This is a genomic window from Tessaracoccus oleiagri, from assembly GCF_900103275.1.
GTDB classification, from domain to species: domain Bacteria; phylum Actinomycetota; class Actinomycetes; order Propionibacteriales; family Propionibacteriaceae; genus Arachnia; species Arachnia oleiagri.
The window spans coordinates 242049-262373 of sequence record NZ_FNGP01000001.1 but is presented as its reverse complement, the minus strand read 5'-3'; the positions used below and the strand labels follow the sequence as shown (position 1 = coordinate 262373).

Here is a 20325-nt window from a genome sequence, read left to right as displayed (position 1 = left end):
CGTTGTGCGGGTCGCGGTCCGGGGTCCGGACCCACGCCGCCTGGAGCCCGTGCCGCGGCGGCAGCGGTGACTTCGGCGGCATCAGGTGATGTCCGCGGTCTCCCGCGCGACGTGGCTGCGGGCGTGGGCGATCGCGTCGCTCATGGCGGTGAAGAGGTGGTTGCGGTGGCGGAGCGAGGCGACGACGCCGCCATGCATCGCGAGCCGCTGGTGGCGGGACTGGATGCCCTTGACCAGCACGGTGATGCCGCGGCGCTCCAGCGTCGTCACGAGCTCGGCGAGCACGCGGGCGCCGGAGGAGTCCATGAACTGCAGCTGCGACATCCGGATGATCACCACGCGGACGTCCTTGTTCATGTCCTCGAGGCGGGCGAGGATGCGGTCGCCGACGCCGAAGAACATGGCGCCGTCGAGGCGGAGCAGGGCGATGCGCTCGTCGCCCGGTAGCGGCTCGACCGGCAGCGGCTCGCGCTCCACCCTCGACATGCGCGACAGCGCGCGCAGGGCGAAGAACGCGGTGGCGGCGATGCCGATGCCGACGGCGATGATGAGATCGAAGGAGACGGTCACCAGCGCGGTGAGGGTGAAGATCAGTGCGTCGGAGCGGGAGGCGCCGATGACGTCCTTGGCGGTCTCCACGTCGATCATGTTGATGGCCGTGACGATCAGGACACCGGCGAGCGCGACGAGGGGGATGCGGGAGACCGCGTCCGCGAGGAAGTAGACGACCCCCGCGAGGAACAGCGCGTGCACCACGGCGGCCGCCCGGGTGCGGGCGCCGGCGCGGATGTTGACCGCGGTGCGGGCGATGGCGCCGGTGGCGGGCATACCGCCGAACAGTCCGGAGGCGACGGAGGCGAGGCCCTGTCCGACGAGCTCGCGGTCGCCGTCGTAGCGGCCCGTGTCGGAGATGCCGGAGGCGACGCGGGCGCTCAGCAACGACTCGATCGCAGCCAGGGCTGCGACGGTGAACGCGGGGACCACGAGGGACTGCAGGAGCGCGAGGTCGAAGCCGGGGAGCGCGGGGGCGGGCAGCGACTCGGGCAGCTCGCCGATCCGGGCGACCGGGGCGCCGGTGAGCTCCACGACGGTGGTGACGACGATGATCGCGATGATGGACCCCGGGATCTGCGGATGGATGCGCGGCGTCAGCATCATGATCGCGACGACGACCGCCACCGAACCCAGCGCCCAAGCCACCCCCGGCCACTCGACCGTCCCCAGCGACTGCACCGCCGCGACGAAGGCGTTGCGCGACTCGCCGGGCACCGTGCCCAGCGCGGTGGGCACCTGCTGGAGGAAGATGATGACGCCGATGCCGAGCGTGAAGCCCTCGATCACCGGCCAGGGGATGAAGGACACTGCGCGGCCGAAGCGCAGGACTCCACCCACCACGACGATGATTCCCGCCATGATCGCCACGAGCGGCAGCGCAGCCGGCCCGTGCAGGGCGGCGATCGGCGCCAGCACCACGACCATCGCGCCCGTCGGCCCCGAGACCTGCACGTGCGACCCGCCGAACACCGCGGCCACGAAGCCCGCCACGATCGCGGTGACGAGCCCCGCCTCGGGTGCGGCCCCCGAGCTGATCGCGAACGCCAGCGCCAGCGGGAGCGCCACGATTCCGACGGTGACGCCCGCCAGGAGGTCCTTGGGCCAGCTGCGCGGGAGCTCCGCATAGTCGGCGGGACTCGGCAGCAGGGTCAACACACGCACGTCGGGGGAACGCACCAAACCTCCAGATCAGGGCATGGCAAAGGGAGGGAAAAGTCCCTCCTTCGCGCGAGGATACGCCCTGCGCTACGCTTGGGCCACCACGGCGGGGTCGCATAGTGGACTAGTGCAGCCGCCTTGAAAGCGGCCGAGGCGCAAGCCTCCGTGGGTTCGAATCCCACCCTCGCCGCCAGCCCGAGAAGGTTCCTCCGTCCCTCGTCAGTGCGGCGCGAGCCGTCAGAGCGGCATGCCGTAGTACTTCGTCTCGAGGTACTCCTCGAGGCCCTCGTACGAACCCTCCCGGCCCATGCCCGACTGCTTCAGGCCGCCGAACGGCGCCGCCGCATTGGAGACGAGCCCGGTGTTGATGCCCACCATCCCGTACTCCAGCCGCTCGGCGACGCGCAGGGCCTCGCCCTCCTCGCCGAAGACGTACGACATGAGGCCGAAGTTCGACGCGTTCGCGCGCTGCACCACCTCGTCGGTGGAGTCGAACGTCTGCATGGCGACGACGGGGCCGAAGATCTCCTCCGACGCGATGCGGCTCTCGGTGCTCACGTCGGTGAGGATCGTCGGGGGCAGGAACGAGCCCGGACCCTCGAGCCGCTTGCCCCCGAGCCGCAGCTTCGCGCCGTGCGCCACCGCGTCGTCGACGAGGCCGACGATGTCGTCCACCGCGCGGTCGTGGATCAGCGCGCCGAGCTGGGTGCCGTCCTCGATGCCGGGGCCGACCTTCCAGTTCTCCAGGCGGTCCTGCAGGCGCCGCTCGAACTCCGTGGCCACGTCGGCGTGGACGTAGAAGCGGTTGGCCGCGGTGCAGGCCTGGCCGTTGTTGCGCATCTTCGCGACGAGGGCGCCCTCGACTGCGGCGTCGAGGTCGGCGCCCTTCAGGACGATGAACGGCGCGTTTCCGCCGAGCTCCATCGACGTGCGGAGCACGTTCTGGGCGCTCTGCCGCAGCAGCGCCTGGCCGACCGGGGTGGAACCGGTGAAGGTGAGCTTGCGCAGCCGCGGATCGGCGATGAGCGCGGCCGAGGTCTCCTTGGAGTTCGAGGTGGTGAACACGTTCACCACGCCCTTCGGCAGACCGGCCTCGACCAGGACCTCCATCAGCAGCAGCGTCGTGAGCGGCGTCTCGGCGGCGGGCTTCACCACGACGGTGCAGCCGGCGGCCAGCGCGGGCCCGATCTTGCGCGTCGCCATGGCCAGCGGGAAGTTCCACGGGGTGATCGCGAACACCGGCCCGACGGGCTTCTTGTCGGTGATGATCCGCTGCTGGCCCGACGGCGCCCGTCCGAAGCGGCCGTGGATCCGCACGGCCTCCTCCGAGTACCAGCGGAAGAACTCCGCACCGTAGGCCACCTCGCCGCGCGCCTCCGCCAGCGGCTTGCCCATCTCCAGCGTCATCAGCGTGGCGAAGTCGTCGGTGCGCTCGATGATCAGCTCGAAGGCGCGACGGAGCAGCTCGCCCCGGTCGCGCGGGTCGGTGTCCGCCCACGCGGGGGCCGCCTCGACGGCCGCGTCCAGGGCGGAGACGGCGGTGGCGACGTCGGCGTCGGCGATGGTGGCGAGCACCTCGCCGTTGGCCGGGTTGCGGACGTCGAGGGCCGGCTCCCCGACCCACTCCCCGCCGATGAAGTTCTGGGTGGGGATCTGCTTCACGATGTCGTTCATGGATTTCCTCGCTTGGGTGCACTCGTCGTCGAATGGGGTGTCACGTGGACCTCGTCGCCCAAAACACTAGCCGTTCCCGGCACGTCGTCGCGCATCGCGTCCCGGGCACGGACACCGGGCGCCGGTCCGGGCGACGGAGTCGCACGGCTACCATTGGCGCATGCCGGAGCGTACTTTCTTCCTCAAGCCGCGCCCCCCGCTGCGGGCCTTCGCGATCGCAGCAGCCCTCAGCCTCGTCGGTGCGCTGTTCCTCGTGCTGGCGCTGCAGCTCGAGTGGCACGTGGTGGTCGCGGTGCTCGCGGCACTCGTGCTGGCGGTCGGCATCACCCTCTTCGCGGTGGCGCTCGTGGCGATGGCCCGCCTCGGGGTGCGGATCACGCTGACCGACGAGGGCTACCACGTCTCGGGCACCAACCAGGAGCACTCCGGCGCCTGGGCCGACGTGACGAAGGTGACCCAGGCCGTCGACAGCGCCCACATCACGATCTACCACGGCAACGTCCGCCGCACCCACCTGATCTTCCCGGGCGGCCCCGCGCAGGAGCAGATGCCGGAGGTCGTCGAGGCGATCACCGAGCGGCTGCGTCGGGTCAAGTAGACCGCCTCTCCGTTCACCTGTCTTGGGTCAGTTTCCCCTGCCTACGTAGGCAGGGGAATCGCACCGGAGACAGGTGGCTCCGACGGACGCAGGGGAACCGCACCCAACGCAGGTGAACCGCGCGGCTCACTCCACCGGGTTGTAGGCGCAGGCGTCGGTGACGTCCTGGGAGCCGTCGACCAGCACCGGCGGCGGGCCCTCGCTCTCCTCGGCGGAGGGCGACTCGCTGGGCGAAGGCGACGCGGAGGCGGACGCCGACGGCGAGGGCGAGGCCGTGGGCGGGTCGATCAGGTCCTCGACGGCGGCGCGCATCGCCTCGAAGTCCGGGTCGGCGTACCAGTAGCCGTTCTTGCCCTGCGAGAACACGAGCCGCTTCATGGGCTGGTCCTTCGTCTTCAGCGCGAGGTCGACGAGCGGCTCGAGCGCCTCGGCGGGGATGTCGGTCTGGACCATGTCGCTCGAGGCGCCGGCGATGGCCTCGAACCGGGTGAGCAGGGTCGTCGGGTTCGCCTGGTCGACGATGGCGTTGATCAGGCAGGACTGGCGCGCCATGCGCGAGTAGTCCGACGTGCTCCAACGGCTCCGGGCGTACCAGAGCGCTTCGTTGCCGGTCAGCTTCTGGTTGGGCCCGGGTTCGAGCCAGCCCCACGTCGCCGACTGGTTGTTGGAGCTGCCGCCCATCGGGAGCCGCTCGTTGATGTTGACGGTGACGCCGCCCATGGCGTCGACGAGCTCGCGCAGCCCGTCGATGTTGAGCATCACGAAGTAGTGCATCTCCAGGCCCGTGATGCCCTCGACGCCCTGCTTGAGGGCCTCCGCGCCGGGGTAGGTGTCGCCGCGGAACACCTGGGGGTGCTGCGCGACGGTGGTCTCCCAGATGGTGTTGATGAACCAGTTGTCGGCCGGGGGCTCGCCGGTGAAGCCGTCGGGGTAGAGCTTCTCCATGTCGCTGCCCTCGGGGAAGGGCGTGTACTGGACGTTGCGCGGGATCTGGATGATCGCCGTCTCGCCGGTCCGCGTGTCGATGCTGGCGGCCATGATCGTGTCGGTGCGGAGCCCGTAGCCCAACTTCTCGCCCTGTTCGATGCGACGTTCGTCCATGTCCGCGCCGAGCAGCAGGATGTTGAGCCGGGGGATGTCCTCGAACGGGTCGGGGCCGCTGATCGTCGGCAGCGAGCCCGCAACCACCTCGGACTGCGGGCTGAAGGTCTGCCCCACCGAGGTGGCGAGCACTTGCGAGTAGCGAGCCCCGACGGCAACCGGTGCCGCGACGCCCATGGACAGCACCGCGACTAGGAAGGCCCCCAGCAGCCGCTTGCCGCGCCCCAGTCTCCGCGGGCGGGTGGCGACGTGAGTGCCTGCGATGAGCGCCACCCACAGCAGCCCGATGGCGGTGAGCAGGACGGTGAGGATGTGCAGCGAGGCCCGGTTGGAGGCGATACCGACGAGCGTGGAGGCGACGGCCGCGGTGAAGCTCTCCCCGGGGTCGCGGTCGACGCGGGTGACGAGGAACACCAAGGTGGCGACCACGAGCGCGACGAAGCCGCCCGCGATGAGCGCGCCGGCGATGCGCACGCTGCGCTGCCGGCTGCCGACGAGGCCGAGCCCGGGCACGAGGGTGGAGATCAGGGTGTAGACGACGCTGTGCCGGAAGCGGGACTCCTCGGGCGGGCGCGATGAGGTGGCGCCGGGCGTGGGCGCGGCGAGGTCCTCGTGCCACAGCTGGTCGTCGTCGGCTCGCCACAGGGTCTCGCGGCGCGGGTGGATGACCGTGGGGCTGTCGTCGTCCTCGATGTAGATCCGGCGGGGCGTGGAGGCGCGGTACAGCGCGTCGAATGAGCCGTCTCCGCTCACTCCACGGCGCGGGCCAGGGCCCTGCGGATCCGACATGGTGACCTCCTGTGCGCACAGTGTAATCTCCACGCGCGGCTCCGCCGAACGCGAGACCGATCGGGCATTGTGCGTTTTGGTGGCGCGGCGGCTACGCTAGGTCGCTGTTGGAGGTGTCGCCTAGTCCGGTCTATGGCGCCCGCCTGCTAAGCGGGTTTGGGGCTTCAACCCCATCGCGGGTTCAAATCCCGCCACCTCCGCCGACGGAATCGGCCCGGGTCAAGCGACCCGGGCCGATTCTTTTTGCCGATTTCCGGTGAGTGCTTGACACCCGCGTCAAGATCACACATGATTCCGTATATCAAATCGTATATCACCACATCGACGTAGTGAATGACGGGAGCCGAGAGACAACATGGACGTCCTCACCGAGACACTGGGGCAGCGGCCCGGCAAGGTCATCGCCGTGCACCTGAGCTACCGCTCGCGGGCCGAGCAGCGTGGCCGCACGCCGGCGCACGCGTCCTACTTCCTGAAGGCCTCCAGCTCGCTCACCGGCTCAGGCGAGGTCGTCCGCCCCGAGGGCACCGAGCTCCTCGGCTACGAGGGCGAGATCGCCGTCGTCATCGGCCGCGCTGCCCGCAACGTCACTCCTGGGGAGGGCTGGGGCCACGTCGGCTGGGTCACCGCGGCCAACGACCTCGGCCTCCACGACCTCCGTTACGCGGACAAGGGCTCCAACGTGCGTTCGAAGTCCGGCGACGGCTACACGCCCGTCGGTCCTGCGCTCATCGAGGCCGGCCGGCTCGAAGAGGGCGCGATCGGCTTGCGGACCTGGTGCGACGGCGAACTCGTCCAGGACGACTCCACCGCCGGTCTCCTCTTCGGGATAGGCGACCTGGTGGCCGACCTCTCCCGCTTCATGACCCTCGAAGTCGGCGACGTGATCCTCACCGGCACGCCCGCCGGCGCCTCCGTGGCGCAACCGGGGCAGACGATCGAGGTGGAGGTCTTCTCCACCACCGACCCCTCGGTGACCACCGGCCGCCTCGTCACCCGCGTCGTCGAAGGGCCCGCGCTGGCGCCGTGGGGCAACCCGCCCAAGGTCGACGACCAGCAGCGCGCCGACGCCTGGGGCCACGACGTGGCCGCGCAGGCTGGGGAACCCCGGTTCGAGCTCACCGACGACCTCCGCGCCCGCCTCGAGAAGGTGGCCGTCGCCACCCTGTCGGCGCAGCTGCGCAAGCTCGGCTACAACGAGGTCTCCATCGACGGCGTCTCCCCGCTCGTGCCCGGCAAGAAGCTCGTCGGCCGCGCCCGGACGCTGCGCTACCTGCCCTACCGCAAGGACCAGTTCGCCGCCCGCGGCGGCGGCTACAACGCCCAGAAGCGCGCCATCGACACCGTGGGGGAGGGCGAGGTGCTCGTCATGGATGCCCGCCGACTCGACGACGCCGGCACCCTCGGCGACATCCTCGCCCTGCGCGCGAAGGTGCGCGGCGCCGCGGGGATCATCACCGATGGTTGCGTGCGCGACTTCCGCCTCGTCGCCGAGCTCGGGCTGCCCGTCTACGCCGCCGGCCACCACCCGGCGGTGCTCGGCCGTCGCCACATCCCGTGGGAGACCGACGTCGACATCGCCTGCGGCGGAGCCCTCGTGCAGGTGGGCGACGTCATCGTCGCCGACGACGACGGCCCGATCGTGATCCCCCCGGCTCTCGTGCTGCAGGTCCTCGAGGCCGCGGAGCAGCAGGAGGCCGAGGAGGCCTTCATCGCCGAGATGGTCGCCGCCGGCGAGTCCGTCGACGGCCTCTACCCCCTGGACCCCACCTGGCGCGCCCGCTACGACGCGTGGCGCTCGGACAAGAAGTAAGGAACACCACGAAGATGACACTGCGGGACAAGCTCAGCGGCGCCATCGCGCCCCTCTTCACCCCCTTCACCGAGGCGGGCGACGTCGACCACGAGTCGCTGCGTCGCATGGTGCGCTGGCAGCACGCCAACGGTTCGTCGGGCGTCTCGATCGGCGGCTCCACGGGTGAGCCCTCGTCGCAGACGATCGCCGAGCGCGCCGCCGCCATCGACACCATCGCCGACGAGATCAAGGGCACCGGCCTCTCCTTCGTGCCGGGCACCGGGTCCTCCAAGCTCGACGAGACCCTGGAGCTCACCGCCCACGCCAAGGCGGCCGGCGTCGACGCGGCGCTGATCATCACCCCGTACTACGCCCGCCCCACCCAGGAGGCGCTCTACCAGTGGTACGCGACGGTGGCGCGCGAGTTCCCCGACCTGCCGCTCATCGCCTACAACGTCCCGTCGCGCACGGCCGTCGAACTCGCACCCCAGACGTTCGCCCGGCTCTACAAGGACTTCGACAACATCGTCGGCATCAAGGAGACCACGAAGGACTTCGAGCACTTCTCGCGCACGATGTTCCACTGCGGACAGGACGTCCTGATGTGGTCGGGCATCGAGCTGCTCTGCCTCCCGCTGTTGTCGCTCGGCGGCGTCGGCTTCATCTCCGCGCTGTCGAACGTCGCGCCCAAGGCGGTCGCCGACACCTACGCCGCCGGCGTCGCAGGGGACTGGGGGAAGGCCCGCGAGCTCCACTACGGGGTCCACCCCCTCGTCGACCTGCTGTTCGTCGAGACCAACCCGGCCCCCGCCAAGTGGCTCATGGCGGAGCGCGGCCTCATCGCCTCTGGGGCCGTCCGGCCGCCGCTCATCCCGCTCACCGACGAGGGGCAGGCAAAGGTCCGCGCCCTCGCCGACGAAGCCGCCGACTACCTCACCGACGTCAACCTCTGAGGAGACCCCGCATGACCACCACGCGCCCCGAGGGGCTGCCCGACCAGCTCCGCCACTACATCGGCGGCAAGCTCGTCGACTCCGTGAACGGCGAGACGTTCGACGTCCTCGAGCCCACCACCAACGAGACCTACATCCAGTGCGCTTCGGGCACCGCTGACGACGTCGACCTCGCCGTCGCCGCCGCGAGGAAGGCCTTCGACGAGGGACCTTGGCCCCGGATGATGCCGCGGGAACGGGCCAACATCCTGTACCGCGTCGCCGACGAGGTCAGCAAGATGAACGAGCGGCTCGCCGCCCGCGAGTCGTTCGACTCCGGGCTGCCGATCCGGCAGGCCAGCGGCCAGGCCAAGCGGGCCGCGGAGAACTTCCGCTTCTTCGCCGACCTCATCGTCGCCCAAGTCGACGACGCCTTCCGGATGCCGGGGCGGCAGATGAACTACGTCAACCGCAAGCCCAAGGGCGTCGCCGGCCTCATCACCCCCTGGAACACCCCGTTCATGCAGGAGTCCTGGAAGCTGGCCCCCGCGCTGGCCTCCGGCTGCACCGTCGTCCTCAAGCCCGCCGAGTTCACGCCGCTGTCGGCCGAGCTGTGGGTGGAGGTCTTCGAGAACGCGGGCCTCCCGGAGGGCGTGTTCAACATGGTGCACGGCTTCGGCGAGTCCGCGGGCGACGCCCTGGTGAAGCACCCGGACGTGAACCTCATCTCCTTCACGGGCGAGACCACCACCGGCCAGATCATCTTCGGCAACTGCGCCCCCACGATGAAGTCGATGTCGATGGAGCTCGGCGGCAAGTCGCCGGCCATCATCTTCGCCGACGCCGACTTCGAGGCCGCGCTCGACTCCACCCTGTTCGGCGTCTACTCGCTGAACGGCGAGCGGTGCACCGCCTCGTCGCGGCTCCTCGTCGAGCGGCCCATCTACGACCGGTTCGTCGAGGCCTACGCCGAGCGGGCGAAGAAGGTGAAGGTCGGCCCGCCGTCGGATCCCGACACCGAGCTCGCCGCACTCGTCCACCCGTCGCACTACGACCGCGTCATGAACTACGTCGAGGTCGGCAAGCAGGAGGCCCGGCTCGTCGCCGGCGGCAAGCGCCCCGACCACCTGCCCGAGGGCAACTACCTCGAGGCGACGGTCTTCGCCGACGTCCCGCGCGACGCCCGCATCTTCCAGGAGGAGATCTTCGGCCCCGTCGTCGCGATCACCCCCTTCGACACCGAGGAGGAGGCCATCGAACTGGCCAACTCCGTCAAGTACGGGCTCGCGGCCTACGTCTGGACCAGCGACGTGACCCGCGCCCACAACGTCTCCCACGCCATCGAGTCCGGGATGGTGTGGATCAACTCCCACAACGTGCGCGACCTGCGCACCCCGTTCGGCGGCGTCAAGGGTTCCGGACTCGGGCAGGAGGGCGGCTACCGGTCGCTCGACTTCTACTCGGTCCAGCAGGCCATCCACGTGACCCTCGGCGACGTCCACACCACGCGCTTCGGCGCCACCGGCTACTCGGAGAACGACCCCGGCCTCGCCGGCCCCGGCAGCTGACAAACACGAAGACTGATCAAAGGAGACAGTATGAGCAACATCCCCGTCCCCACCGTCCCCGCGCCCGACGTCCTGCGCTGCGCCTACATGGAGCTCGTGGTCACCGACCTCGCGGCCTCCCGCGAGTTCTACGTCGACGCGCTCGGCCTCGTCGTCACCGAGGAGGACGAGAACGCGATCTACCTGCGCTCGTTCGAGGAGTTCATCCACCACAACCTCGTCCTGAAGAAGGGCGACGCCCCGGCCGTCGGCGTTTTCGGGTTCCGTGTCCGCAGCCAGGAGGACGTCGACAAGGCGGAGGCCTACTACAAGGAGCTCGGCTGCGACGTGCGCCGCGGCGACTTCAGCAAGGGCATCCGCAACGCCGTCCGCGTGCTCGACCCGCTCGGCTTCCCGTACGAGTTCTTCTACGAGATCGAACACGTCGAGCGCCTCGCCTGGGCCTACGACCTGCAGGGGCCGGGCGCGCTCGTCCGCCTCGACCACTTCAACCAGGTGTACCCCGACGTCGTCGAGGGCGCCGGCTACCTCGAGAACCTCGGCTTCAAGCGCACCGAGGACATCCGCGACGAGGAGGGCACCACCTACGCCGCCTGGTTCACCCGCAAGCACACCGTGCACGACACCGCCCTCACCGGCGGCGACGGCCCCCGCATGCACCACGTCGCGTTCGCCACGCACGAGAAGCACAACATCATCTACATCTGCGACAAGCTCGGTGCGCTGCGCAAGTCCGACATGATCGAGCGCGGCCCCGGCCGGCACGGCGTCTCCAACGCCTTCTACCTCTACCTCCGCGATCCCGACGGCCACCGCGTCGAGATCTACACCCAGGACTACTACACCGGCGACCCGGACAACCCGCTCGTGAGCTGGGACGTCCATGACAACCAGCGCCGCGACTGGTGGGGCAACCCCGTCGTCCCGTCCTGGTACACCGACGCCTCGCTGGTGCTGGACCTCGACGGCAACCCCGTCCCGGTCCGCAAGCGCGAGGAGTCCTCGGAGATGGCCGTCACGATCGGCGCCGACGGCTTCTCCTACACGCGCAAGGGCGACACCGAGCGCGGCTTCAAGATCGGCAACCAGGTCTGAGCGACCGTCCCACCACAGCAGATTTCAAGGAGGAAATTTCCATGACCAGCAAGAAGCCCTTCAGCATCGTCGCAGCGCTCGGCGCCGCGGCCGCCCTCGCCCTCACCGCCTGCGGCGGCGGCAATGCCGACGCCGACAGCGCCGCCGGCGAGACCGTCACCCTCAACTCGGCCACCATGGTGCTCCCGAAGACCCCCAACGCCCCCGTCCAGAACTGGATCTATGACCAGCTCGAGGAGCGCTCCGAGGGCCGCATCCAGATCGACCGCACTGAGCCCGAGAGCATCTGTGCGGCGGCGGAGATCGCCGAATGCGTCCGCGACGGCCGCGCCGACATCGGCGTCTCGATCGCCGACTACACACCGCAGCTGTTCCCCACGCTGACCGTCGTCTCCATCCCGTTCATGGTCGACAACTCCCAGGCCCTCATGCAGAGCCTGCACGGCGCCAACGAGTCCAACGAGGCCGCGCAGGCCAAGTGGGACGAGGTCGGACTCAAGATGATGGCCGCCTGGGGCCCCGGCAAGCTCATCCTGGGCAGCAACGAGCCGATGGAGAGCATGGACGACGTCGCCGGCGTGCGCTACCGCGTCACCGGCGCCTTCCTGCAGCGCGCCTTCGAGGCGGCCGGCGCCAACGTCATCGCCCTCACCGCGGGCGAGACCTACGAGGGCATCGAGCGCGGCATCGCCGACGCCGTCGCCTGGACCATGGACGGCGCCGTCGACTACAAGCTCATGGAGCAGCTGTCGCACTGGACCGACCCGAACATCGGCCACTACACCGCGTTCTCGATGTGGATGAACGCCGACGTCTACGAGGGCCTGCCCGACGACCTCAAGGCGATCGTCGACGAGGTCATCGCCGACGTGAACTCCGGCGAGGGCATGAAGGCGTTCAACGGCGTCACCGAGCCGCAGTGCGACGCGCTGCTGGACTTCGCGAACACCGAGTCGGTCACCGCGTGGGACGAGGCGGCCACCGAGGAGTGGAAGAACGCCGTCCAGGACCAGCTCATCGAGCAGTGGATCAGCGACGCCGAGGGCAACGGCCTCACCGACGCCCGCGGCTACCTCGAGGCCTACCAGCAGGAGCTCGCAGCAGCGGCCGACACCCCGGACCTCGTCGAGGACCCGGTCACGGCCTGTGTCGCCCGCGCCAACGGCTGACGCACCGGGTGAGCGGCCGGCGACGTCCGCCCACCCTCCGGCTCCCTCCCGGAGCCCCATCAGATGAAAGGGGTGAACCCATGGAAAAGGCAGTGAAGGCGATGGCCTCCGCGCTCGGCGTCCTCGCCACGCTGGCCACGCTGGTCATGATGGTCGCGATCGTCGTCGACGTCGTGTTCCGCACCTTGTACGACCGCTCCGTGCCCGGCGTGCTCGAGATCTCGGAGACGGCGCTCGTCGTGGCGGTCTTCCTCGGCCTCGCGTACACCGGCGCCACCAACTCGCACATCGCGGTCGACCTCCTCACCGAACGGCTGCCGGAGCGGATCCGGCGCTGGGTGATCTTCACCGCGTGGTCGCTGACCGCCCTCGTTCTGGTGTGGCTGACCTGGTCCACCGCGCTGCGCGCCATCGGCGCGACCGAGGAGAACGAACTGCGGATGGGCCTCGTGAACTGGCCGATCTGGCCGTCGCGCTGGGTCATCGTCGTCGGCCTGGCGGCGATGCTCGTCGTCGCGATCGTCAACATGGCCCGCACGTTCGCCGGCAAGGAGGTGCTCGGCGTCGACCACCAGATGCCCGACGTGACCGTGCACCCCTTCGAGTACACGAAGGAACACCCACCCGTCGGCGACGAACCCCGTCGCGGGCACACGAATGAGGAAGGGGAGCGATGATGGACAACACCGTGCTCGTGCTCGGAGTCGTCGCCCTGCTGCTGGCCTTCCTGGCCATCCGGATGCCGGTCGCGTTCGCGCTGGCGCTCTCGGGCGGTATCGGCCTCCTTCTGCTCCGCGACTTCGACTTCGTCACCAACATGATGGGCTCGCGTCCCTTCGACGAGACGTCGCGGTTCACCCTGACGATCATCCCGATGTTCATCCTGATGGGCATGCTCGCCGTGAAGGCGAGGATCGCGGAGCAGGTCTACGCGGTCGCGGCCCACGTGTTCCGGCGGCTCCCGGGCGGCCTCGGCGTCGCGACGGTCATGGCCTGCGCGGGCTTCGCCGCCGTGTCGGGGTCGTCCATCGGCACCGCCGCGACGATGTCGAAGCTCTCGGTCGGAGAGATGCGCAAGCACGGCTACCCGACGTCGCTCGCCACCGCCACGGTGGCCGTCGCCGGCACGCTCGGCGTCCTCATCCCGCCCAGCGTCATCCTCGTCCTCTACGCGATCATGACCGGAGAATCCGTCGCCAAGGTGCTCGCCGCCGGCATCATCCCCGGCATCATCTCCACGCTCGCCTACGCGGCCTACATCATGTGGGCGCTGCCCCTGGCCAACCGCAAGCGGGCCACCAAGCTGGGCGACGCGCTCGATCAGGCGTCCGCCGCCGCCAGCGGCGCCGCCGAGGCGCCCGCCCCTCGGCAGCGGCTCCGCGACCTCCCGATGCGCGGCGTCGTGCGGGTGGCCATCCTGTTCTTCATCGTGCTCGGCGGCATGTACTCGGGCATCTTCACCCCCACCGAGTCCGCCGCCGTGGGCGCGCTGGCCGCCATGGTCATGCTCGTCGCCGAGATGTACAAGGAGGGCTGGCGCGCGACGCTGTCGGCCATCGTGGAGGGCCTCAAGGAGACCGCAGGCACCACGTCGATGGTCTTCGCGATCATCGTCGGGTCGTCGCTGCTGTCGGTGTTCTTCGTGGCCGCGAAGGTCCCGCAGATGCTGACCAACGCCGTCGTGGACCTGGGCATGAACCCCCACCTCACGATGGGTCTCCTTCTGCTGACGCTGCTGCCGCTCGGCATGGCGCTCGAGTCCATCTCCATCCTCGTGATCACGGTGCCGTTGCTCTACCCGGTGGCCGAGGCGCTGGGCTTCGACGGGATCTGGCTCGCCATCCTGATCGTCAAGCTCATCGAGATCGGCATGGTGACCCCGCCCGTGGGCATCAACTGCTTCGTCGTCGCCGGGACCTCCGGGGTGCGGGTCTCGGAGATCTTCAAGGGCGTCTTCCCCTTCGTGGTCGTCGACCTCGCCGTGACCGCCCTGCTGTTCGCCTTCCCGGGCATCACCCTCTGGTTGCCGTCCCTGGTGACCTTCTAGCCGGTCGGGGCCGGTCGCCGAACCGCGGCGCACGCGGCCCCGTCGGTTACTCTCGTACACGATCCACCTGTTAGGAGCTGACATGACCAAGGAGGCACAGCCGCTGGCGAAGTCGGAGATGGTCTACCGCGAACTGCGGGAGAAGATCATCTCGGGCCGCTACGGCACGGGCTACCGGTTGGTCCTCGGCCAGATCGCCCGCGACGCCGGCGTGAGCCCCGTCCCCGTCCGCGAGGCCATCCGCCGCCTCGAGGCGGAGAAGCTCGTCACCTTCACGCCCAACGTGGGCGCCGAGGTGGCCTCCGTCGACGTCGGCCGCTACGCCGAGGTCCTCGAGGCACTCGCCTACCTGGAGGGCGCCGCCACCGCGCTCGCCGCGTCGCACCTCACGGTCGACCAGCTCGCCGTCGCCGAGGCGATCAACGAGGAGATGCGCCGGCTCGTCGAGGGGCAGTTCGACGCGGAGCAGTTCACCAAGCTGAACCGCCGCTTCCACGAGGCGCTGTGGGTGGCATGCCCGAACAAGTACCTCATCGAGATGGTCGAGCACGAGTGGGAGCGCATCCAGCTCATCCGCCGCAACGACTTCGCCTTCGCGCCCAACAACGCGCCCGTCTCGGTGCGCGAGCACGCCCACCTGCTCCGCCTCATCCGCAGCAACGACTCGCTGACGGAGATCGAGCACGCCGCCCGCAACCACAAGCTCAGGACGCGACGGGTGTTCGTCGACACGCGCAGCTCCTGACCGAAAGCCCCCGACACCCGCCGACGTCGCCGTCGGCACCCAGACCCATGCACTTCGCCGGAGCGCCCGGCGCCAGTCGTCCACACACAGAAGTGAGGAGCAGCCATGCAATTCCACCACCACGGATACGTCTCGGGTGACCCCCGGACCCTCCCCGCTGCCGGCGTCGGCATCGACCGGTCCCCGGAGCTCCCCGACGAACTCGACGTCCTCGTCGTCGGCGCAGGTCCGGCCGGCATGATGACCGCGGCCCAGCTGTCGATGTTCCCCGAGGTGCGCGCCGCCATCGTCGAGAAGCGTGACGGGCGCCTCGTCGTCGGGCAGGCCGACGGGATCCAGGCCCGCACCGTCGAGACCTTCCAGGCCTTCGGCTTCGCCCGCTCCATCGTCGAGGAGGCCTACCGCATCACCGAGACTGCGTTCTGGAAGCCGGACCCCGCCGACCCGTCGAAGATTGTGCGGGTCGCCCGCACGCCCGACGACCCCACCGGCATCTCCGAATTCGAGCACATCATCGTCAACCAGGCCCGCGTCCTCGACTACTTCGAGGAGTTCATGGCCAACTCCCCGTCGCGCATGAGGCCCAACTGGGGTTGGGAGTTCCAGGGCCTCCAGGTCCACCAGGGCGACGAGTACCCAGTCGAGGTGCGGCTGCTCGGCTCCGGCAAGGACAACGCCGGCGTCGAGAAGACCGTCCGCGCCAAGTACGTCGTGGGCTCCGACGGAGCCCGCAGCAAGGTGCGCGACGCGATCGGCGCCCGGCACGCCGGCGGGGTCTCCTACCACGCCTGGGGCGTGATGGACGCGCTCGCCGTGACCGACTTCCCCGATGTGCGGCTCAAGTCGATCATCGCCGCCAAGGCCGGCAACATCCTCCACATCCCGCGCGAGGGCGGGTACCTCTTCCGCATGTACGTCGACCTCGGCGAGGTGCCGGAGGACGACAACCACGCCGTCCGCCAGACGCCGCTCGAGACGATCATCCGCAAGGCGAACGAGATCATCGCGCCGTACACCCTCGAGGTGAAGGACGTCGCCTGGTGGAGCGTCTACGAGGTCGGGCACCGCGTCACGGACCGCTTCGACGACGTGCCCGCCGAGCTCGTCGGCCGACAGACCCCGCGCGTGTTCATCACCGGCGACGCGTGCCACACGCACTCCGCCAAGGCCGGCCAGGGAATGAACGTGTCCATGCAGGACGGGTTCAACCTCGGATGGAAGCTCGGGCAGGTGCTGCGAGGCCTCAGCCCGGAGTCGCTGCTGGCGACCTACACCGCCGAGCGCCAGGTGATCGCCCAGGACCTGATCGACTTCGACCGCGACTGGTCCACCCGCATGGCCACCGACCCGTCGAAGCTCGACACCCCCATCGAGGAGTTCTACGTCAAGACCGCCGAGTTCCCGGCCGGTTTCATGACCCAGTACAAGCCGTCGGTCATCACCGGCGAGTCCACGCACCAGGACCTCGCGAAGGGCTTCCCGATCGGCAAGCGCTTCAAGTCGGGCGAGGTGGTGCGCATCTCCGACGCCAACCCGCTGCACCTCGGCCACCAGCACCGCGCCGACGGCCGCTGGCGCATCTACGTGTTCGCCGACCACCCCGCCCCCGGCAAGCCGTCGAAGTCGGCGGATCTGGCCGAGTGGCTGCTCACGCCGGAGTCACCCGTCGTGAAGTACACCCCGAAGGACTGGGACGAGGACGGGCTGTTCGACGTGAAGGTCGTCTACCAGCAGCCGTACACCGAGATCGACCTCGGGCAGGTCCCGCGCGCCTACTTCCCGCAGAACGGGCCCTACAAGCTCCGCGACTACTGCAAGCAGTTCGCCGCCATCCCGGACGACGACATCTTCGACGCGCGCGAGATCAGCCGCGACGGCGCCATCGTCGTCGTGCGCCCCGACCAGTACGTCGCCCACGTTCTACCGCTGGACGCCACCGACGAGTTGGCCCGCTTCTTCTCGGGCGTTTTCTCCGGCTAGGGCCCTCGGACCGCGGCCCGGGCGCGGTTGACCTGCCGGATCCGGCAGGTCAACCGAGGCGCCTGCCAGATTTCGGAAAACCTGCCGGGTCCGGCAGGTTTTCTGCATTCGGCGGGCAGGCGAACCGGCCGGCGAGGCAGCCCGCACCGCTTTGGGCCGAGGCAAAGCAAAAGGCCCCGAGGATCACCTCGGGGCCCACCGCGCGCTCGGAGAGACTCGAACTCCCAACCTTCTGATCCGTAGTCAGATGCTCTATCCGTTGAGCTACGAGCGCTGGCGCACTAGAGGACTATACGCGATCCCGGGTGCGGGGGCAAAACGACCATAATGGGGCTGTGACGAAGATCTGGGCCCACCGTGGCGCAAGCGCCTACGCTCCCGAGAACACCCTCCCCGCATTCGAACTGGCCATCGCCCAGGGTGCCGACGGCGTCGAACTCGACGTGCAGCGCACCGCCGACGGCCACCTCGTCGTCGTGCACGACGAGACCGTCGACCGGACCAGCGACGGTACCGGCCGGGTGGTCGACCTGACCGTCGCGGAGCTGCGCCGCCTCGACTTCGGCGATGGCGCGCGGATTCCCCTGCTCGACGAGGTGCTCCGGCTCTGTGCTCCCACCGGCATGGTGGTCAACGTCGAGCTCAAGACGTCGATCGAGCTCTACCCGGGCATCGAGCAGGAGGCGAGGGACGTCGTCGAGGCGGCAGGGATGGGGGAGCGGGTGGTCTTCAGCTCGTTCAACCACTACACGCTTGCGGGCCTGCGCGGGCAAGTCGCGCCCGAGCGGCTCGGGCTCCTGTTCGCCGACGGGATCCACGAGCCGTGGGAGTACGCGCGACGGTTCGGCGCCGGCGCCCTGCACCCCGGCCTTCACCTGCTCCAGCTGCCCGGGTACGTGGAGCGGGCCCACGAGGCGGGGCTGCTCGTGCACGTGTGGACCGTCAACGATCCGGGGCACATGGCCCTCGTGGCCGCGGCGGGCGTCGACGCGGTCATCACGAACCACCCCGACGCCGCAGCGGCCGCCCTTCGCTAGGGTTCGGTCATGACCACCAACCCGTTCAAGCCCGAGCTGTGGGAGCCCGTCGAGGGGTTCGAGTTCACGGACATCACGTACCACCGCGCCAAGAAGGTCCCGGCCGTCCGCATCGCCTTCGACCGCCCCGAGGTGCGCAACGCGTTCCGCCCGCACACCGTCGACGAGTTGTACCGGGCCCTGGACCATGCGCGGATGTCCTCCGACGTCGGCTGCGTGCTCATCACCGGCAACGGGCCGTCGCCGAAGGACGGCGGCTGGGCGTTCTGCTCGGGCGGTGACCAACGCATCCGCGGCAAGGCCGGCTACCAGTACGCGGAGGGTGAGACCGCGGAGTCGGTGGACCCTGCCAAGCTAGGACGCCTCCACATCCTCGAGGTGCAGCGGCTGATCCGCTTCATGCCCAAGGTGGTCATCTCCCTCGTGAGCGGCTGGGCCGCCGGTGGCGGGCACTCGCTGCACGTCGTCTCCGACCTGTCGCTCGCCTCGGCCGAGCACGCTCGGTTCAAGCAGACGGACGCCGACGTCGGCTCCTTCGACGGAGGCTTCGGCTCGGCCTACCTGGCGCGCCAGGTGGGGCAGAAGTTCGCCCGTGAGATCTTCTTCCTCGGCGACGTCTACACCGCCGACGACGCCCACCGGATGGGCATGGTGAACAAGGTCGTCCCACACGCGGAGTTGGAGGATGAGGCGCTCGAGTGGGCGCGCAAGATCTGCGGCAAGTCGCCCACGGCCCAGCGCATGTTGAAGTTCGCCTTCAACGCCATCGACGACGGCCTCGTGGGCCAGCAGGTGTTCGCCGGCGAGACGACGCGCCTGGCGTACATGACCGACGAGGCGGTCGAGGGCCGCGACTCGTTCCTGGAGAAGCGCGACCCCGACTGGAGCCGTTTCCCCTACTACTACTGAGCGGTCGGCGTACCGTAGGCGGTACCGGCGAAACCGTCTCCACAGGGGGAAGCCATGACCGAGAACCGAACGATCGTCGAACGCGACGCGATCCCCACCGCGGTGGTGCGCAGCAAGGAGAAGCTCGACGAGCTCACCACCTTCTACGACCGGGCCTACAACGCCGTCCACGCCGCGCTCCGCGAGCAGGGCGTCGAGCCGGGGGAGCCGTTCGGGCTCTACCTGGTGATGCACGAGGACAGCGCCGAGCTCGAGGCGGGCGTGACTGTCGACCGCGTCATCGAGGACTCCGGGGAGGTGGTCGCCAGCGCGCTGCCCGCCGGCCGGTTCGCGAAGGACAGCCACGTCGGCCCCTACGAGGAGCTGCCCCAGGCCTGGCAGCGGCTCGCCGCCTGGATCACCGAGCAGGGCCACACGCCCGGGCACAAGGTCTTCGAGGTCTACGTCAGCGATCCGTCGTCGACGCCGCAGAAGAACCTGCACACCGACCTGTTCTGGTCGCTCGACGACTGATCAGCGCCCGATCTCGAGGAACTCCAACAGCGGCTCCAACCCGTCGACCTCGAGCGCGTGCCCGGGTCGGACGAGCCACTCGGGGAGCAGCCGGACGCGGATCTCCTCGTCGACCTCGCCCGTGCCTCGCGCGAGCAGCTTGCGCCCATTCTCGCGGTAGCCCACTTTCCGGCTGACCGCCAGCGAGCGCGCGTTGTCATGGAAGGCGCCGCTCATCAGTTCGCGCGCACCGAGGTGGTCGAACGCGAACATCGCTATCGCCTGACGCATCAACGTGCCGGTGCCCCTGCCTTGGTGCGCCACGGCGAGCCATGAGCCGGTCGAGGCGGAACGCAGGGTGGGGAAGTCGTGCCCGGCGATCTCCTGGACGCCGACCGGCGCCCCGTCGCGAAGGACCGTCATGGGGATGACCCAGTCGGCGGGCCGGAGGTTTGCCCACGTCGACCACCAGTACTGCAGCGAGTCGCGCTGCTCGGCGACGGTGTAGCCACCCAGCCCGAAGGGGCTCGTCATCGGGTAATTGGGCACGTCGTCGGCGATGATCCCGCCGTCGATCAGCTCGATGAGCCGGGGCAGCTCGTCGAACCGCACGGGATGCAGCTCGATCGGCCCGCAGCGCAGCGCGAGCCCGAAAGGCGGCCAGAGGTCCGCCCAGTCCAT

The 20325-nt window shown here is 69.5% G+C and carries 17 protein-coding genes and 3 tRNA genes; 15 read left to right on the top strand and 5 right to left on the bottom strand.

Annotated elements, in window-relative coordinates:
* Positions 1 to 81 precede the first annotated feature (81 nt).
* Complete coding sequence (locus BLR46_RS01150; protein WP_093248136.1) at positions 82 to 1731, bottom strand: SulP family inorganic anion transporter; 1650 nt, start codon at positions 1729 to 1731, stop codon at positions 82 to 84.
* Positions 1732 to 1818: 87 nt separating this feature from the next.
* Between BLR46_RS01150 and BLR46_RS01145 the strand changes: the two genes are divergently transcribed.
* Positions 1819 to 1906 (top strand) — tRNA-Ser (locus tag BLR46_RS01145).
* A 44-nt stretch (positions 1907 to 1950) separates the two neighbouring features.
* Here the strand turns inward: BLR46_RS01145 and BLR46_RS01140 are convergent.
* Positions 1951 to 3387, bottom strand: coding sequence for an NAD-dependent succinate-semialdehyde dehydrogenase (locus BLR46_RS01140; RefSeq protein WP_093248134.1), 1437 nt, complete (start codon positions 3385 to 3387; stop codon positions 1951 to 1953).
* 160 nt (positions 3388 to 3547) lie between these two features.
* On the opposite strand from BLR46_RS01140, the gene BLR46_RS01135 reads away from it, so the two are divergent.
* Entirely contained in the window at positions 3548 to 3985 is a 438-nt protein-coding gene (locus tag BLR46_RS01135) for a hypothetical protein (protein ID WP_093248132.1), read from the top strand.
* A 126-nt stretch (positions 3986 to 4111) separates the two neighbouring features.
* Here BLR46_RS01135 and BLR46_RS01130 read toward each other — a convergent pair whose 3' ends face one another.
* Entirely contained in the window at positions 4112 to 5875 is a 1764-nt protein-coding gene (locus tag BLR46_RS01130; RefSeq protein ID WP_093248130.1) for an LCP family glycopolymer transferase, read from the bottom strand.
* 109 nt (positions 5876 to 5984) lie between these two features.
* On the opposite strand from BLR46_RS01130, the gene BLR46_RS01125 reads away from it, so the two are divergent.
* The 10 genes from BLR46_RS01125 (at position 5985) to BLR46_RS01080 (ending at position 17206) form a co-directional block, all read left to right on the top strand.
* Positions 5985 to 6075, top strand: a tRNA-Ser gene (locus BLR46_RS01125).
* Positions 6076 to 6230: 155 nt separating this feature from the next.
* Positions 6231 to 7688 carry a fumarylacetoacetate hydrolase family protein gene (locus BLR46_RS01120; protein ID WP_093248128.1) on the top strand — a complete coding sequence of 486 codons (1458 nt, stop codon included), beginning with the start codon at positions 6231 to 6233 and terminating at the stop codon, positions 7686 to 7688.
* A 14-nt stretch (positions 7689 to 7702) separates the two neighbouring features.
* On the top strand, positions 7703 to 8623 hold the full coding sequence (gene dapA, locus BLR46_RS01115; RefSeq protein ID WP_093248126.1) for a 4-hydroxy-tetrahydrodipicolinate synthase: 921 nt from the start codon (positions 7703 to 7705) through the stop codon (positions 8621 to 8623).
* Positions 8624 to 8634: 11 nt separating this feature from the next.
* A complete protein-coding gene (hpaE, locus tag BLR46_RS01110; protein WP_093248124.1) occupies positions 8635 to 10170 on the top strand; it encodes a 5-carboxymethyl-2-hydroxymuconate semialdehyde dehydrogenase in 1536 nt (511 codons plus the stop codon).
* Between the two features lie 30 nt (positions 10171 to 10200).
* The gene (gene hpaD, locus BLR46_RS01105; RefSeq protein ID WP_093248122.1) at positions 10201 to 11265 is read left to right on the top strand and encodes a 3,4-dihydroxyphenylacetate 2,3-dioxygenase; all 1065 of its coding nucleotides are present in this window, start codon (positions 10201 to 10203) and stop codon (positions 11263 to 11265) included.
* A gap of 41 nt (positions 11266 to 11306) precedes the next feature.
* Entirely contained in the window at positions 11307 to 12434 is a 1128-nt protein-coding gene (dctP, locus tag BLR46_RS01100) for a TRAP transporter substrate-binding protein DctP (RefSeq protein WP_093248120.1), read from the top strand.
* Positions 12435 to 12514: 80 nt separating this feature from the next.
* On the top strand, positions 12515 to 13111 hold the full coding sequence (locus tag BLR46_RS01095; protein WP_093248118.1) for a TRAP transporter small permease: 597 nt from the start codon (positions 12515 to 12517) through the stop codon (positions 13109 to 13111).
* Complete coding sequence (locus BLR46_RS01090; RefSeq protein WP_093248116.1) at positions 13111 to 14481, top strand: TRAP transporter large permease; 1371 nt, start codon at positions 13111 to 13113, stop codon at positions 14479 to 14481. The genes BLR46_RS01095 and BLR46_RS01090 overlap by 1 nt, the downstream gene beginning before the upstream one ends.
* Positions 14482 to 14563: 82 nt before the next feature.
* Entirely contained in the window at positions 14564 to 15226 is a 663-nt protein-coding gene (locus BLR46_RS01085) for a GntR family transcriptional regulator (RefSeq protein ID WP_093248112.1), read from the top strand.
* Between the two features lie 105 nt (positions 15227 to 15331).
* Positions 15332 to 17206, top strand: coding sequence for an FAD-binding monooxygenase (locus BLR46_RS01080; RefSeq protein ID WP_093248110.1), 1875 nt, complete (start codon positions 15332 to 15334; stop codon positions 17204 to 17206).
* Between the two features lie 201 nt (positions 17207 to 17407).
* Here BLR46_RS01080 and BLR46_RS01075 read toward each other — a convergent pair.
* Positions 17408 to 17480, bottom strand: a tRNA-Arg gene (locus tag BLR46_RS01075).
* Positions 17481 to 17541: 61 nt separating this feature from the next.
* On the opposite strand from BLR46_RS01075, the gene BLR46_RS01070 reads away from it, so the two are divergent.
* Genes BLR46_RS01070 through BLR46_RS01060 form a run of 3 tightly spaced genes read left to right on the top strand, consistent with a single transcriptional unit; the run spans position 17542 to position 19665 of the window.
* Positions 17542 to 18243, top strand: coding sequence for a glycerophosphodiester phosphodiesterase (locus BLR46_RS01070; RefSeq protein WP_093248108.1), 702 nt, complete (start codon positions 17542 to 17544; stop codon positions 18241 to 18243).
* A 9-nt stretch (positions 18244 to 18252) separates the two neighbouring features.
* Positions 18253 to 19152 (top strand): 1,4-dihydroxy-2-naphthoyl-CoA synthase, encoded by a 900-nt coding sequence (locus BLR46_RS01065; protein ID WP_093248107.1) that lies wholly within the window; start codon positions 18253 to 18255, stop codon positions 19150 to 19152.
* Between the two features lie 54 nt (positions 19153 to 19206).
* A complete protein-coding gene (locus tag BLR46_RS01060; RefSeq protein ID WP_093248105.1) occupies positions 19207 to 19665 on the top strand; it encodes a GyrI-like domain-containing protein in 459 nt (152 codons plus the stop codon).
* Here BLR46_RS01060 and BLR46_RS01055 read toward each other — a convergent pair whose 3' ends face one another.
* The gene (locus tag BLR46_RS01055) at positions 19666 to 20325 is read right to left on the bottom strand and encodes a GNAT family N-acetyltransferase (RefSeq protein WP_176761605.1); all 660 of its coding nucleotides are present in this window, start codon (positions 20323 to 20325) and stop codon (positions 19666 to 19668) included. It lies immediately after the preceding gene.